Here is a 15,255-nt window from a genome sequence, read left to right on the forward strand (position 1 = left end):
AGACGTAGCGTTCGAGGATGCTGGACTCGGCGAGGCGGGACAGCCCTTCGCGTACCGCTCGGGCGCGTGCCTCACCGATGCCGTCGACGGTCTGCAGGTCGTCGACGCCGGCGGCGAGCAGCTTCTGCAGGGTGCCGAAGTGGTCGACGAGGCGGTCGACGACGAGCCGGGGCAGCCGCGGGACCTTCGCCAGCATCCGGTAGCCGCGCGGGCTGATCTGGCGGTCGAGGATGTCCGCCCCGCCGGAGAAACCGATCACCCGGGCGAGCACGGTGAGGTCGAGCAGGTCGGTGGGGGACATCGCCGACAGTTCGTTGAGGACCTGGGTGGCCGACCCGGCGCGGGAGCCGGCGGGCAGGTAGTCGCGAACGGTGAGCTCCCGTTCGGTCTCGACGCCCGCCATCAGCTCTTCGAGCTGCAGGGACAGCAACCGGCCGTCGGTGCCGAGCTCGACGACGTAGCCCTCGATCTCGTCGGCGATACGGCGGACCATCTCCAGGCGCTGGCTGACCGAGATGGCATCGCGAACGGTGACGAGATCCTCGATCTCGAGCGCGGAAAGGGTGCCGGCCACCTCGTCGAGGCGCAGTTTGTAGCGTTCGAGGGTGGCCAGGGCCTGGTTCGCCCGGGACAGGATCGCGGCCGAACCGTCCAGCGCGTAGCGCCGCCCGGCGACATACAGGGCGATGATGTGCATGGACTGGCTGACGGAGATGATCGGGTACCCGGTCTGCTTGGCGACCCGCTCGGCCGTGCGGTGCCTCGTGCCCGACTCCTCGGTGGGGACCGTCGGGTCCGGCACGAGGTGGACCGCGGCCCGCACGATGCGCTGCAGGTCGGACGACAGCACGATCGCGCCGTCCATCTTCGCCAGTTCCCGCAGCCGGGTGGCCGAGAACTCGACGTCGAGCTCGAATCCACCGGTGCACAGGCCTTCGACGACCTTGTCGTGACCGAGCACGATCAGGGCGCCGGTGTGGCCGCGCAGGATGCGCTCCAAGCCGTCGCGGAAGGGGGTTCCGGGGGCGACCGCGGCCAGTGTCGCCCGGAAGATGTCGTCTCCGGGTGGTCGTGCCATCAGGCTCACTCAGCTCCTCGGTTCCCCCACTGTCTCCGCCTCTGCCGTGATGCTATCGGGGCGATCGCCGCGGGAGGTCCGCAATCATAAGGTAACGAAAGGCCACGAAATCGACATCCGTGATTCTTATGTTTTGTACATATGTGTAATCGCGGCGACCAGATCAGGCACCTCGGTGACGGTCATGCCCTCGAAGGTCTTCTCCGTACTGGTGGCCCCCGTGTGGTTCGCCCGCGGGGCCCGGTCGCCCTCGCCGACCGCCCGCAGCGCCCTGGCCTGGGCGCTGTCACCCCTGGTCGCGCCGGTCCGCCCCTGAGCCCCGCCCGGGTCGTGGCCCTCGCCGCCGGTGACGAGCCCGGCGCCGGAGCCGGACGCCAGGGAGCCGGTGGGCACCAGCGCCCGGCGAAAGCCCAGTCGGGCCGCGGCCGCGAGCCTACGGGGGACTCCACCCACCGCGCGGACCTCACCGGCGAGCCCGACCTCACCGATGGTGATCAGATCGGCGGGTAGCGGCCGATCCCGCATGGCGCTCACGACCGCCAGCGCCGTCGCGAGATCGGCCGCGGGCTCGGCCAGACGCACCCCACCGACGGTGGCGGTGTAGACGTCACTGCGACCGAGACGGATGCCGCCCCGGCGCTCGACGACGGCGAGGATCATCGCCACCCGGGCCGGATCAAGCCCGGACACGGCCCGCCGGGGAACCTGCGCGGCCGAGTCGGCCACCAGCGCCTGGACCTCGGCGACGAGGGGACGACGCCCCTCCATCGTCACCGTCACGCAGGTGCCCGGCACCGCGGCGCCGACGCCCCCGGTGCCAGAGCGGGATAGAAACAGGCCGCTGGGGTCGGCGATGCCGTGGATACCGGCGTCGTCCATCTCGAAGCAGCCGATCTCGTCGGCCGGGCCATACCGGTTCTTGCCGGCACGCACGAGACGCAGCATCGAATGGCGCTCACCCTCGAAGTGCAGGACGACGTCCACCAGATGTTCGAGCAGGCGCGGCCCGGCGACGGTGCCGTCCTTGGTGACGTGCCCGACGAGCACCGTCGCGAGGCCGAGCGCCTTCGCGGTGCGGATCAGCACGGCCGCCACCTCACGCACCTGGGTGACTCCACCCGCCGCCCCCTCGACTCCGGCGGCCGAGATCGTCTGCACCGAGTCGACCACCAGCAGCGCGGGGGAGACCTGCTCGACGTGGCGCAGCAGCGCGCCGAGATCGGTCTCCGCGGCGATCCAGAGATCCTCGTGCAGGGCTCCCGTGCGCCCCGCCCGAAGCCGCACCTGGGCGGCCGACTCCTCCCCGGTGACCATCAACGCCCGGGACCCACCCGCCGCGCTGCGCGCCGCCACCTCCAGCAGCAGCGTCGACTTGCCGATCCCGGGCTCACCGGCCAGCAGGATCACCGCGCCAGGGACCAGCCCCCCGCCAAGCACCCGGTCAAGCTCGTCAACCCCCGTCGGCCGACGCTGGGCCGCCGTGACATCGACATCGATCACCGACTGAGCCGGAGCCGTCACCTCGCTGGCGGCCGCGGCCGCGCTGCCGAGCCCGCCACCCCGCCCACCGCCGAGGGCCGACCCGCGCCGAGGCGCCGGTGTCTGGGCCTCCAACGTCCCCCACTCGTGGCAACGGACGCATCGACCAGCCCAGCGCACGGACTCCGCCCCGCAGCCGCTGCACCGGAACCCACCTGAGGCTGCCCGTGCCGACGGGCGGGACACACCGGAGGCCCGACTGGAAGTCATGGTCGCCACGTTAGTCGCCGGGTCCGACAGTTCGACGCCCACGCCACGCCACGCCCAGCTCGCCGACGACTCCTCGGTCGTCCGCCCGGCGCGGCGTCCACGTCCGCACCCTGACCCGGTCTCGCCCGGTGATCGCACAGCGGCGGACTCGCGGACTCGCGGACTCGCGGACTCGCGGACTCGCGGACTCGCGGACTCGCGGACTCGCGGACTCGCGGATTCGCGGACTCGTGCCGAGGCGCGGTGAAGGATGCGGGCCCCGGCGTCTTTCGACTGTCGGTATGTGGCGCTGGACGCCAGGGATTCCGGCGCCGCCAGATCACGGCCAGATCACGGCCAGATCACGTCGTCCACGGGAGCTCGACCGGCCGAACGGATCGGCGGCCGGTCGAGCGTCGACCAGTTGGACGGGTCGGTCAGCCGGCCGTACGGGTGGGGGCCGGGGTGGCGGTCTGGCCGCTGTCGTCGCCGGTCGAGGAGGACGATCCACCGGCGGCCGCGGACGGTGTGGCGGAACCGGCGGGGGCACCCGGGGCGGCGGACGCGGCCGAGGCGGGCGACGTCGGGGTGGCGGTGGTCTCGCCGCCGGCCGCGGACTCGCCCTCGGTGCCGGCGCCCGGCGCGGCGGGCTCGACCGGGACGTCCAGGGTGATGCTGCCGGCCTTGGCGAAGGTGAAGGTGATCGGCAGCTGGGAGCCGATCAGCAGGTTGCGGGTGAAGCCGGCGAGGCTCGGCGCGGAGCCGTCCGCGATGAAGACCCGGCCACCGCCGGCCGGGATCTCGGCCGGTGTGGACACCCGGCCGGAGACGGCGGCCGGAGACGAGACCGAGACGAGGGTGTCGGAGGCGTCGCTCGCGTTGAAGAACGCCGAGACGATCGGTGCGGAACCGCCCTGGTCGGCGGGGCCGGCGAGGTAGACGTTGCGCAGCGAGATGCCGCCGACAGCGCCGGACGCGCTGTTGGTGGTCGTACGCGCGTAGTTGGTCAGCGCGTCGGTGCCGGCGGCACAACTGGTCAGGCTGGCCGCGCCGAGGACCGAGGCGAACAGCGCGACCCCCACCCGACGGGAGGCCATCCGGCCACGGAAAGTGCCGCGCCCGTCGGCGCTGGCGCGTGGGGCCGGCGCGCCGTCGGCGGCGATGACTGACGAGATACGGGCACCCGGACGGCGGCTCACAGCTCGGTGGCTCCTCATGCAAAGACCGACGCCTGGCGACGCCGGTGCTGGTCGACGGCCGTCGCGGGACGGCCGACCCGAGGACGGCGTCGGTGCCGGCCCGTCGGAACCGGACAGCCGGGTCGCCCCGGGGCACGAGGGCCCAGCCGCCGCCGGCCTGATCGCCATCGGTGATCGGCCGTCGACCGGTTGGGGCCCGGGTGCGGGGCTAACACTAGCCACCTCGAACCCGGACGTGCCCAGGCCGCGCAGGGGTTGCGACCCGGTCCGGCCCGGTTCGGGTGCCGGCCCGGGGTCAGCATGGTTCGGAGCACTGCCCTGACCGGCCCGACCGGCCATCATGGGCCGGTCGGCGACGTGGCCAGTCTCACCCGGTCACCCCCGCCTCACCTGGGCGATCCGGGGTGCTCCGGGGCGTCCCAGGGCGTTCCTGGGCGGACTTGAGGCGACTTTGTGTGACGTGAGGAGACTCCGGGTGACCCCGCGGGACCCGGATGGCTCTCCCGGACGGCGCGGCGACGACGGTGCGGCGCGGTCACGGGATCTCGTGCGCCGGATCCGACTCCGGTTCGGTCGAGCGGACGCGGTTGACGACATCGTGGCCGTTGGTGAACCGGAGGGCTCTCGTCGTGTCGACGGGTGGTCGACGGTTGTGCGCGCTACGGTCTGCCTGACCGCCACGCGCGGTGAGCGCGCCCGAGCTACGTCCCGTTTTACCTGGTAGAGCAGTTGGCTGTGGGGATGTGGATGGGTGCGTCCGTGGATGTGGGTCTGGTGTGGAGCCGGCGCGGATCTGAGGTCGGCTGAGGTCGTCGCGGCGAACGTTGCTGGAAGACGAGGTCGTGGCCGCGACGGATGGTCTTGCTGACCTTGCCCTGGCCGCGCGCGTCTGACCTGCGGCGATGCGTGCGTGTTACGCTGGTAGAGGCGGAAGGGGCACGTGACACATGGCGTTCCAAGTCGGCGAGACCGTTGTTTACCCGCATCATGGTGCTGCTCTGATTGACGCGATTGAAACCCGCGTCATCAAGGGCGAGGAAAGACTCTATCTCGTGCTGAAGGTCGCTCAGGGCGATCTGACGGTCCGGGTTCCTGCCGACAATGTCGGCATGGTCGGGGTGCGCGACGTCGTCGGGCAGGACGGGCTGGAACGGGTGTTCGAGGTGCTCCGTGCACCGCACACCGAGGAGCCCACAAACTGGTCCCGGCGTTACAAGGCGAATCTCGAGAAGCTAGCTTCGGGTGACGTGAACAAGGTCGCCGAGGTCGTTCGCGACCTGTGGCGGCGTGACCGTGAACGCGGCCTTTCCGCAGGCGAGAAGCGGATGTTGAGCAAGGCCCGGCAAATTCTGGTGAGTGAGCTCGCGCTCGCCGAAGGCACTAACGAGGACAAGGCCGAGGCAGTTCTCGACGAGGTTCTTGCCGGCTGATCGGCGAATCTGCCGATGCAGGCCTGGTGCAATCCGGCTCCGGTCAGTCAGTACTGATCGGCCCGGGTATCGCCAGATAATCTCATCTTCCGGCTGTCGGATCCGGTGGGTCGGGTGCAGAAATGCCCGGTCTGGCCGGGTTCGTCGCCGGGCGTGGCACGCGAGGCCGCTACAGCAGCCCCTCGCGTCGACGGCACACCCGCTGGCCAGGTCGCGACGCCGCACAGTCGGCTCGCCGGCCGGGCGGCGTCGCCGCACAGCCGACACCACCGCACAGGCGGTACCACTGGTACCGCTGGCGATGGCTGTCGGCGCTACCAGTGGTGCGGCGGTGAGCGGTTGAGGACCGTCCGGTCACGTGTGTACCGCGCCCCGCGGTCGCCCGGTTCGCATCCGGTCGCGGCGATGGGCGATGCTCTCGTGGGTGGACGGCACACGGGAGGTTCTGGTGATGGGCGAGAGTCCCCAACCGCGCGGCAGGGGAGCTCGGGTCGCGGCGATCGTGCCGGCGGCCGGGCGCGGGGAACGTCTTGGCGGGGGCACCCCCAAGGCACTGCGGTCGCTGGGCGGCCGGCCCATGCTGGTGCGCTCGGTCGAGGCACTGCGCCGTTCGGAGCTGGTGACCCAGATCGTTGTCGCGGCCCCACCGACCCTGGTCGAAGTGGTCGCGCAACTACTCGGGCGGGACGTGCGGGTCATCGCCGGCGGCGCCGAACGGGTCGATTCCGTCCGTCGCGCGCTGAGCGCGATCGACGAGGACATCTCGGTGGTCCTGGTCCATGACGCGGCCCGGCCGCTGACCCCGCCCGCGCTGGTGGACGCGGTGGCCGCGGCGGTGATCGCCGGCCATCCGGCGGTCATCCCGGTGCTCGCCGTCGCGGACACCATCAAGGAGGTCGGGCCGGACGGGCGGGTGATCCGTACCCCGCCGAGAGACGGTCTGCGGGCGGTGCAGACCCCCCAGGGATTCCGACGTGACGTGCTGGCCGCGGCCTACGCCCTGCGCGACGTTCCGGTGACGGACGACGCCGGTCTGGTCGAGGCGCTCGGGGTGCCGGTGACGACGGTGCCCGGCGCGCACGAGGCGTTCAAGGTGACCCAGCCCGCCGACCTGATCCTGGCCGAGGCGCTGCTGGCCCGTGCGGCCACGGCGGCGGACGGCCGGGGCGAGGCCGAGGTCTGCGGGACCACCGACGCGCGGAGGCCTGGATGAGCGCCGACACATCTCCCACCTCCGGCTCCGGAGCCGGAGCCGGCATCGAGGGCGGCCGTCCGGCACCGGCACCGGGCACGGTCACGACGACGGTGCTGCCCCGGGTCGGCGTCGGGGTGGACGTCCACCCCTTCGAGGCGGGACGAGCATGCTGGGTCGCCTGCCTGCGCTGGCCCGGGGAGACCGGGCTCGCCGGGCACTCCGACGGTGACGTCGCGGCGCACGCGTCCTGCGACGCCCTGCTGACGGCATCCGGACTGGGTGATCTCGGCAAGGTGTTCGGCACCGATCGGCCGGAGTACGCCGGGGCGTCCGGCGCGGTGCTGCTGGGGGAGACCGCCCGGCTGCTGGCCGAGGCCGGCTGGGTGATCGGGAACGTGTCGGTGCAGGTCATCGGCAACCGCCCGCGGATGGCCGCGCGTCGGCTGGAGGCGCAGGCGGCGATGGAGGCGGCCCTGGGCGCGTCGGTGAGCCTGTCGGCCACCACCACCGACGGTCTGGGGCTCACCGGGCGCGGTGAGGGTCTCGCCGCGATCGCCACCGCACTCGTCGTCCGCGCCTGAGCCCGTCATCCACCCGTCCACCCGTCCGTCAGCCTGGGTGGGCGGATGGGGTATGCCGATCTGGCATCGGACGGTAACGTGTGCAGAACGGAGTGAAAGGCTGAGTTGTCACTGGCCGCTCCCGAGGAGTCTCATGGCAGACCGACTTCCCGAGCCGGTCCGGGCGTTGGCCGACGCACGAACCTACGTCGTCCTGGCCACGGTTCAGGCCGACGGCTCGCCCCGGATGACTGTGCTCTGGGTAGATCGTGACGAGGATGACCTGCTGCTTTCCACCGCCCGTGGGCGTGCGAAGGAGCGCGACATCGCCCGCGACCCGCGGGTGAGCCTGATGTTCCTCGACCAGATCGATCCGTACAGCTATGTCGAGGTGCGCGGTACCGCGACGCTGGCGGAGGAGGGCGGCCGGGAGCTGATCGACCGGCTGTCGCTGAAGTACACCGGCGACATCTACCGCTGGGACGACCCGGAGGAGATCCGCGTGGTCATCCGGGTCGTGGCGGATCGAGTACTGACAGTCGGCTGACACCGTTCCGGCATGGCCTGACCGCCCAGCTGGCCGGCTCGCGCCGTACCCTTGACAGATGGGTCTCCACCTCTACGACACACGTACGCGGCGTGTGCGGCCGTTTGAGCCGCTACGCCCCGGCCACGTGGGCGTCTACGTGTGTGGGCCCACCGTGCAGTCGGCGCCGCATGTCGGGCACCTGCGCACGGCGCTGCCGTTCGATCTTCTGCGTCGCTGGCTGGAGCAGTCCGGTCAGGGCGTGACGCTCGTGCAGAACGTCACCGACATCGACGACAAGATCATCGTCAATGCCGGGCGGGACGGCACGTCCGTCTGGGAGCTCGCCACCCGGCAGACCCGCGCCTTCGACGAGGCGTACCGGACGGTGGGCATCGCGCCGCCGACCATCCAGCCGCGGGCGACCGGCCATCTGCCCGAGATGATCACGCTCATCGCGTCACTGGTGGACGCCGGCTACGCCTACCCGGGCGCGGGCTCGGTGTGGTTCCGGGTGGGGCGCTTCGCTGACTACGGGGCTCTGTCCCACCAGCGGCCGGAGTCGATGCTGCCCTCCGCCGAGGCGGAGCCGGGCAAGGCCGACCCGCGGGACTTCGCGCTGTGGAAGGCCGCCCGGCCGGGCGAGCCGTTCTGGTCCTCCCCTTGGGGGGACGGCCGCCCCGGCTGGCACCTGGAGTGCTCGGCGATGGCCGGCAAGTACCTCGGGTCGACGTTCGACATTCACGGTGGCGGGCTTGACCTGGTCTTCCCGCACCATGAGAACGAACGCGCCCAGACGCTGTGCGCCGCGGCGGGGGCCGGTCAGCCGGGCGAGATGGCCCGCTACTGGATGCATGTGGGTCTGCTCACCACCGGTGGCACCAAGATGTCGAAGTCGCTGGGCAACTCGGTGCTGGTCGCCGACGCGCTGGAAGTGGTGCGGCCGCAGGTGCTGCGTTACCACCTGCTGTCGGCGCACTACCGCTCGACGCTGGAGTACAGCCCGGAGGCGCTCGCCGAGTCGACGGCCGCCCATGACCGGGTGGAGACGTTCGTCCGCAACGCGCTGGACATCCTGAGTGGTCCGGGCGAGGCGGCGGCGTTGGCGGCCGATGACCGGCCGCGCTCCGCGACCGGCGGCGGGGGCTCACACGGTGCTGGTGCCACCGGGGCCTGGGCGGACTTCACGGCCGCCCTCGATGACGATCTGGCCGTCGGTCGGGCGCTGGCCGCCCTGTTCGGTGCGGTGGCCCAGGGCAACCAGGTGCTGTCGAAGGCGCACAGCCGGGCGCTGGCCACCTGGGTGCAGGTGACCCGTCGGATGCTCGCCGTGTTCGGTCTCGACCCGCACGATCAGTGGCCGACGGCAGGCGCCGAACTACGCCCGGCCCTTGACGGGGTCATGCAGATCGTGTTGGATCTGCGCTCGGCGGCCCGGGCTCGGCGGGACTACGCCGAGGCCGATTCGATCCGCGCTCGGCTCGCCGCCGCCGGTCTCATCGTCGAGGACACGCCGGAAGGTCAGCGCTGGCATCTCGCCTGACCGGCGGGGCGAACATGCCGGGTGCCGCCACGGGGGCGTCATCGGCCGGCATCAGCCATGGGCGTCAGCGGCGTGTACTCGTGCCAGCGGACGTACTCGTGCCAGCACCTCTGCCACGCGGTGCCCAGCCGACCGGAGGTGGTCGGGTCGGGCACCGCGTGGCCAGGGCGGGCGGGGCCTAACGGGCGCGCAGCGTGATGCGCGTCCAGGCGCCGAGGTAAACCCGGTCACCATCGCGTAGCGGAACCGTGTGGCCGGGTTCGATCGGGTCCGGCTCGTCGTTGAGTCGGGTGCCGTTGGTCGAACCGGGGTCGCGCACGGCGTAGCCGCCGTCGGGCAGCTGCTCGAACAGCGCGTGGCTGCGGGAGATGCCCGGGTCCTCCGGCGCACCGGACAGGTCGATGTCCGGGTGGATGCCGCGGGACTCGCTGCGCCGACCGATCAGCATCTTCGCCCCGGCCAGGGCGAAGACCCGACGCGGGTAGAAGGTCGGGAACGGCACACGGTGGTCGTCACCGCTGTCGTAGTACTCCCGTTCGGCCTCGACGATCGCCTCCCAGACGCCCACGCTCGCGGCCGCACCGGGACGTTCGTCCTCCCAGCCGGCGGCGGCGCGGGGGTCCTCCGCGTCCCGGGGGTCACGCACGTCCCTCGGGTCGCGTCGACCGGCTCCCCGGGGGTCGGACAGCTCGGGATCGCCGCCACGGGGATCGCCGCCACCCTGACGGGCGTAGCGCGGGTCGGTGGTGCGCCGCGGATCGCCGCCACGTGCCTGCTGGAAGCCGCGGTCGGCGCCGGCTCCCGGCTGCTCCGCGGCGAGCGGGTCGGCCGGGTAGCCGTAGCCGTCGTCGCGCCGGGCACGGCGGTGGGCGTCGGGGTCGAGTTCCTCCCCGTAGCCGCGACCACCACGTGGGTCGGCCCGGGGATCGGCCCGCGGGTCGACGCCCCGACCGTACGGATCGGCCGGCTCGCCATAGCCGCCGCGCCCCGCCGGTTCGCCGTAGCCACGGTCGTCGCGAGCCGGCGGCGGATAGCCACCACCAGGCTCGCTGCGGTCGTCGCCGCTGCGGTCGCCGTAGCCACCGGCCGCGCGTTCCTCGGGTGTCTCCCGGCCCGGCGGATAGCCACCGCGGCCATAGGGGTCGGCCGGGTCGGCGTAGCCGCCGCGATCGGCGCGCGGGTCGGCGCCGCGGCCGTACGGGTCAGCCGGCTCGGCGTAGCCACGGTCGGCCTGACCGGGGTAGCCACCGCGGTCGTAGCCGTCACGTCCGCCACGGCCGTCCGCGCCGGAACGGTCGTCGGGGCTGGACCGGTCGTCCCGCTGCCGGGCATACGGGTCACGGTCATAGCCGCCGGGCGCGTCGTAGGCGTCGGCCTGGTAGCCCCGGCCGCCGCGAGGCTGGTCGGTGTAGCCGTTCCGGTCGTAGCCGCCGCCATAGGGGTCGCCGCCGCGGGGCGGGTCCGCCACACCGGCCAGATCGGCTGGTGAACGTCGGATGCCCAGCGGGTCGTAGCCCCCGTCCCCCGCGGAGTCGGGACCGTCCGGCACTGCCGCGCCGCGCCGACGGCCCCCGCCCGGCTCGTCGACTCCGTAGGGAGACCGACCGCCGTCGTCCGGACGGTATTCGTACCTCTCCTGACCAGTCATGATCCCAATTCCGCACCGATCGCAGTAGTCGGGTAGTGAGACAGGCGCCCGCGCAAGCCCAGCGCCATCACCTGATCACCGGTTCACCCGGAGGGTCCTCGTCGACCGTGGGTCCAGGAACACCTCATCGATGACCACTTCATCGATGATCATCTCATCGATCTTCTCAACGTTCTTCTTGCACCGAACCGTACCTGTTGTGTCTTCGTCGTTGTGAACCGCCTTCCGTAGGAGGTGGTGCGTGCCCCCGTTTGCCGGCGGCTCGGCCTCCCCGGGCGACCGGGGCAACCTCGGCCGTACGGGCCGAGGAACAGTGTCGCAGTGGTCGAACCGGACGGTCGGCCGGCCTCCGGTGCGGACCGGACCCCGCCGCGTTCGGCGCCCCCGCGACGGGGCGGCCATCAGTGATCCACCCGGGCGACGACCGCGGTGATGTTGTCGTGACCGCCGGCGTCGATGGCGAAGTCGATGAGGTGCCGGCCGACCTCGATCGCGGTGCTGTGCGCGGGCAGCTGATTGACCAGTGAGGCCATGACGTCGGGACGGGAGGCGTAGTTCCACAGCCCGTCCGAGCAGACCAGCACGGTGGCCGGCGTCTCGATCGGGAAGACCTCGGTGTGCGGTGCGACGTCCTCCACGTCACCGCCGAGCCAGCGGGTCAGGGTGTGCGCCCGCCGGTGCGTCTCGGCCTCGCTGGCTGGGATGAGACCGGCCCGAGCGGCCTCGGCGGCCCAGGTGTCGTCCGAGGTGAGCCGCTCACACCAACGCGGGCCGAGCAGGTAGACCCGGCTGTCCCCGACCCAGCCGACGGTGACCATCCCCGGCCCGTCGGGTGTCGGCGGGGTGACGATGGCCGCGGCGAACGTGCAGGACGGCGCCATCCGGCCCTCGGCCGCGCTGAGCTGAGCGATCGTGTCCTGAGCCGCGTGGACCGCGGTGTGCAGGACGGCTTCGGCGTCCTCGGGGGAGAAGCCGCCGACGACCGCCCGCGGGGCGGTGCGTGGCTCGTCGTAGGTCGGGTAGTCCGGCTCGAGGATGTCGAGCATGTCGTCGGCCCGGCCGCCCGAAGCCCTGGGCGGCAGCGAGTCGTGGTGGACCGGATGCCCCGGCCCGTGCGCGCGTACCGCGTCGGCTAGGACGGCCATCGCGGTGGCCGCCGCCGCCGCGGAGGCCTGACCGGAGCCGGGGGTCGTCGAGACCCCGTCGCAGACCACCGCGATCAGTGTGCCGTAGACCACGGCGAGGCCCATCGCGTCCTCGTTCGTGGAATGGCGCACGCCACGGTCGCAGACGCCGGCCAGTTCACCGAGGTCGACCTCGGCGTGGTCGGCATCGCCATGGGCCGGGTCGGGCCCCTCCAACGCGTGCCCGCAGACCTCGCAGTAGCGGTCGTCGGCGTAGACGGGCGCGGCGCAGACCGGGCAGCGGCGCAGGTCGTCCTCCGGGTCGAAGGCGCCGGCACCGGCGAACTGGTAGGCCACCGTCGGGGCGTCGTCGTGCGGGTTCAGGTCCACCGTCACGCCGCCGGGAGGTGACGCCCGAATACGGGCGGTGTGCGCAGAGCCATGTGCTGGTGCCTCCTGCCCCTGCTGGTCCGGTCGTCAGAACTCACCACGGTGGCCCGCGGTACCGACGATGCCCGCGTGCCGCTCCGGCGATACGGCCATTGTCGGGGGCCGTTCGCACACTGTGGACTGGTCGATCGGATCACGCCGGTCATCACGCAATCATGGGGACGTATCTTCCCAGGTTCACCGAGGTGCGTCGATGACCGAGACCGCTACCGGCAGGCCACTGTCCGGCGTGTTCTCCTTCGTCGGCGCGCGAGCTTGGATGAGCGTAAGGTCTGATGTCGACGACCCCCGGCGGGGACCGCCGCATCAGGATAGGGCGCGATGTCGTCGAGAACGGCAATCTCCGGGTAGGTCGCTGGCCCGGATCCGGCCTGCCCCCCGGCTGGGGGTCCCCGGCAACGGCCCACAGCCGGTGTCGCCGGCCGGGCCCGGCGTCCGGTGGGGACGGCCCGGCGAGGTCGGGCCGGCGAGGTCGGGCCGGTCCGTGTCGCGGGATTCTCCGCCGGGCACCGGATACCGTGCGTCACGCCAGATACCGTGGGCACATGGTCGTCTCACGTCCGCGCGGGGCATCCGTGTCGGGATCACCCGTATCCGGATCACCCGAGACCGGATCGTCCGTCGCCGGATCGCCCAGGAGCGGATCGCACTCGTCCGCAAGCGGCTCACATCCGGGAATGTCCTCGTTCGGTGCGTTCACCCCGGGGTGGTGCTGAATGGCCGGCGCTGGGCCGGGTGGCCGGGCCGCCACGGCGGCGAAGGCGGCGACCGATCGTGATCGGCCCGCCCCACGCGATGGCGAGGGCCCGCGGGGCGCGGGTGCGCGCGGGCGGCGCGGCGGTGAGGACGACGAACTCGTGGTCGGTCGCAACGCCGTCGTGGAGGCGCTGCGCGCCGGGGTTCCGGCCACGACGCTGTTCGTCGCCGCGGGCCTGGATTTCGACGAGCGTCTCGACGAGGCCCGCCGGCTGGCGACGCGCCGCGGCATCTCCGTCGTCGACTCCGCCCGGCCCGATCTTGACCGGTTGTGTGGCACCGCCCCGCATCAGGGGCTGGTGCTCGCGGTGCCGCCCTACCGCTATGCCCATCCCGATGACCTGCTCGATCGGGTCCGGCCCGGTGCGGGCGGATCGGCGCGTTCCGGCTCCACCGCGGCTGGCCTAGTGGTCGCGTTGGACGGGGTGACCGACCCGCGCAACCTCGGTGCGGTCGTGCGCTCGGCGGCGGCCTTCGGCGCCGACGGTGTCCTGCTGCCCGAGCGGCGCGCCGCCGGGATGACCGCGTCCGCCTGGAAGACGTCGGCCGGGGCCGCGGCGCGGCTGCCCGTCGCCCGGGCCACCAACCTGACCCGCACCCTGACCGCCTACGCCGAGGCGGGCCTGTTCCTGGTGGGGCTGGCCGCCGACGCCGCGCTGAGCCTGGACGAGCTCGCCATGGCCACCGACCCGCTGGTCCTGGTGGTCGGCTCCGAGGGCCGGGGCCTGTCCCGGCTGGTGGAGCAGCGCTGCGATGTGACGGTGCGGATCCCGATGGTCGGCGCGGTCGAGTCGCTGAACGCCGGTGTCGCGGCCGCGGTGGCCCTCGCGGAGATCGCCCGCCGCCGACGCGGCGCCTGAGCCCCGCACCGCGCACGGATCAGGCCCCGCCCCCGGGAGGAGGGACGGGGCCTGATGTGCCGCGCGCTGGGTCGCGTCGCCTCGCGCCGGTCGGCTCACGATCTGTCGAGCACGATCCGATCGATCATGTGCGGATCAGAACCGGCCGAGAGCGGATGTCGGCGCGGTGTCGGGGCCTCAGATCCGGTGACCCCAGCAGGGCTTCGAGGCGTACCACGGGCTGGTACCGGCCTGCGCGTAGAGCTTGCGGGCCATCTGCCACTGCTCGCCGACACTGGCGTGCTGCGGCAGGCCCCGGCCACCGAGACCGTGCCAGGTGCTGGGCAGGAACTGGAACAGGCCGCCCGCGCCGATGGAGTTGACCGCGTGGGGATTGCCACCGGACTCGCAGGGAATGACGGTGCTCAGGAAATGGTCCGCGTTCGGGGCGGCGCTGGCCGGCTGGGAGAGCGCCAGCCCACCGCCCACGGAGGCGGTGAGAGTGGCGGCGAGAACGGCGGCACGAGTGCCAAGCTTGATCCGGTTGAGGCCCCGACCGAGCGTACGAGCGTTGGACATAGATTGTCCTTCCCCACGCCTGCGAGGTGAGCTGTCGGGTTCGGGCTGGGAATGCCCGGCCACCAGTGGTGGCTTCACCCCAAGGACGTCTGCCTTCGACGCCCGGAAGTGGTTCCCCCGTTCCTGCCACAGGTTTGGTTCCTACCGGGCGGGGGCAGGATTCGGCGTGCCACCCGGCGTCTGCCGTCACTCGACGACATGGCTACGAACATAGCTGGGCGTGACCGGGGTAAATCAAGGGTCCGTGAAGATGGCCACAATACCTTCCGGATTATCGCTTCGATCTTTTCCGCCGATTATCGCGCGGGCGCATGCGCTCGATTCTAGTCGGCTCTGCCAGGGCATTGGAACACCGATTTTGCATTTGTTCCGCCACGCTGGCGAAAGAATAACACGGCCTGCTCGGTGCCCGGTCTCCCTGCGTGCCGTGAACTGCTTTCCGTGACGCCCTGGTGGCATTCGTGGTCGCCCGTTCGCGAAGGCGCTCGCGTGCCCGGAATAATTTCTGTATCGGGTGGGGCTTCATGAACTGTACGTTGGTTACGGGTACGTCCGCCATAGTGGGCGGTATCGCTTTTTTCGGACTTGGGCGTGTGGCCA

General features: G+C 72.0%; 13 protein-coding genes and 1 riboswitch. Of the genes, 6 read left to right on the forward strand and 7 right to left on the reverse strand.

Annotated features, from left to right (window positions below):
* From disA to G6R24_RS10415, 3 genes are all read right to left on the reverse strand, one after another.
* A partial coding sequence (gene disA, locus G6R24_RS10405) for a DNA integrity scanning diadenylate cyclase DisA (protein WP_163549067.1) occupies positions 1-1,078 on the reverse strand: 1,078 nt, incomplete at its 3' end.
* Between the two features lie 126 nt (positions 1,079-1,204).
* Positions 1,205-2,827 (reverse strand): DNA repair protein RadA, encoded by a 1,623-nt coding sequence (gene radA, locus G6R24_RS10410; protein WP_225438362.1) that lies wholly within the window; start codon positions 2,825-2,827, stop codon positions 1,205-1,207.
* A 416-nt stretch (positions 2,828-3,243) separates the two neighbouring features.
* Entirely contained in the window at positions 3,244-4,005 is a 762-nt protein-coding gene (locus tag G6R24_RS10415; RefSeq protein WP_163549058.1) for a copper chaperone PCu(A)C domain-containing protein, read from the reverse strand.
* A 947-nt stretch (positions 4,006-4,952) separates the two neighbouring features.
* Between G6R24_RS10415 and G6R24_RS10420 the strand changes: the two genes are divergently transcribed.
* The 5 genes from G6R24_RS10420 (at position 4,953) to cysS (ending at position 9,259) form a co-directional block, all read left to right on the forward strand.
* On the forward strand, positions 4,953-5,435 hold the full coding sequence (locus G6R24_RS10420) for a CarD family transcriptional regulator (RefSeq protein ID WP_163549059.1): 483 nt from the start codon (positions 4,953-4,955) through the stop codon (positions 5,433-5,435).
* Positions 5,436-5,886: 451 nt separating this feature from the next.
* On the forward strand, positions 5,887-6,648 hold the full coding sequence (gene ispD, locus G6R24_RS10425) for a 2-C-methyl-D-erythritol 4-phosphate cytidylyltransferase (RefSeq protein WP_163549060.1): 762 nt from the start codon (positions 5,887-5,889) through the stop codon (positions 6,646-6,648).
* Entirely contained in the window at positions 6,645-7,211 is a 567-nt protein-coding gene (gene ispF / locus G6R24_RS10430; protein WP_225438363.1) for a 2-C-methyl-D-erythritol 2,4-cyclodiphosphate synthase, read from the forward strand. Before ispD ends, ispF begins: the two co-directional genes overlap by 4 nt.
* A 133-nt stretch (positions 7,212-7,344) precedes the next feature.
* A complete protein-coding gene (locus tag G6R24_RS10435; RefSeq protein WP_163549061.1) occupies positions 7,345-7,737 on the forward strand; it encodes a PPOX class F420-dependent oxidoreductase in 393 nt (130 codons plus the stop codon).
* Between the two features lie 58 nt (positions 7,738-7,795).
* The gene (gene cysS, locus G6R24_RS10440) at positions 7,796-9,259 is read left to right on the forward strand and encodes a cysteine--tRNA ligase (protein WP_163549062.1); all 1,464 of its coding nucleotides are present in this window, start codon (positions 7,796-7,798) and stop codon (positions 9,257-9,259) included.
* A gap of 178 nt (positions 9,260-9,437) precedes the next feature.
* On the opposite strand, the gene G6R24_RS10445 is transcribed toward cysS, so the two are convergent.
* The 3 genes from G6R24_RS10445 to G6R24_RS10455 all read right to left on the reverse strand — a co-directional run bounded on the left by G6R24_RS10445 (position 9,438) and on the right by G6R24_RS10455 (position 12,427).
* Positions 9,438-10,907 carry an FHA domain-containing protein gene (locus G6R24_RS10445; RefSeq protein WP_163549063.1) on the reverse strand — a complete coding sequence of 490 codons (1,470 nt, stop codon included), beginning with the start codon at positions 10,905-10,907 and terminating at the stop codon, positions 9,438-9,440.
* A gap of 75 nt (positions 10,908-10,982) precedes the next feature.
* Positions 10,983-11,309 carry a hypothetical protein gene (locus G6R24_RS10450; protein WP_163549064.1) on the reverse strand — a complete coding sequence of 109 codons (327 nt, stop codon included), beginning with the start codon at positions 11,307-11,309 and terminating at the stop codon, positions 10,983-10,985.
* Entirely contained in the window at positions 11,309-12,427 is a 1,119-nt protein-coding gene (locus G6R24_RS10455) for a PP2C family protein-serine/threonine phosphatase (protein WP_163549065.1), read from the reverse strand. Before G6R24_RS10455 ends, G6R24_RS10450 begins: the two co-directional genes overlap by 1 nt.
* Positions 12,428-13,197: 770 nt before the next feature.
* Between G6R24_RS10455 and rlmB the strand changes: the two genes are divergently transcribed.
* Entirely contained in the window at positions 13,198-14,097 is a 900-nt protein-coding gene (rlmB, locus tag G6R24_RS10460) for a 23S rRNA (guanosine(2251)-2'-O)-methyltransferase RlmB (protein ID WP_225438364.1), read from the forward strand.
* Between the two features lie 177 nt (positions 14,098-14,274).
* Here the strand turns inward: rlmB and G6R24_RS10465 are convergent, their stop codons facing one another.
* Positions 14,275-14,655, reverse strand: a complete 381-nt coding sequence (locus G6R24_RS10465) for a transglycosylase family protein (protein WP_163549066.1) — start codon at positions 14,653-14,655, stop codon at positions 14,275-14,277.
* Between the two features lie 2 nt (positions 14,656-14,657).
* Positions 14,658-14,805: riboswitch (cyclic di-AMP (ydaO/yuaA leader) on the reverse strand.
* Positions 14,806-15,255 lie beyond the last annotated feature (450 nt).

Origin of the sequence: Candidatus Frankia nodulisporulans (assembly GCF_902806475.1) — a bacterium.
Classification (GTDB): Bacteria; Actinomycetota; Actinomycetes; order Frankiales; family Frankiaceae; genus Frankia; species Frankia umida.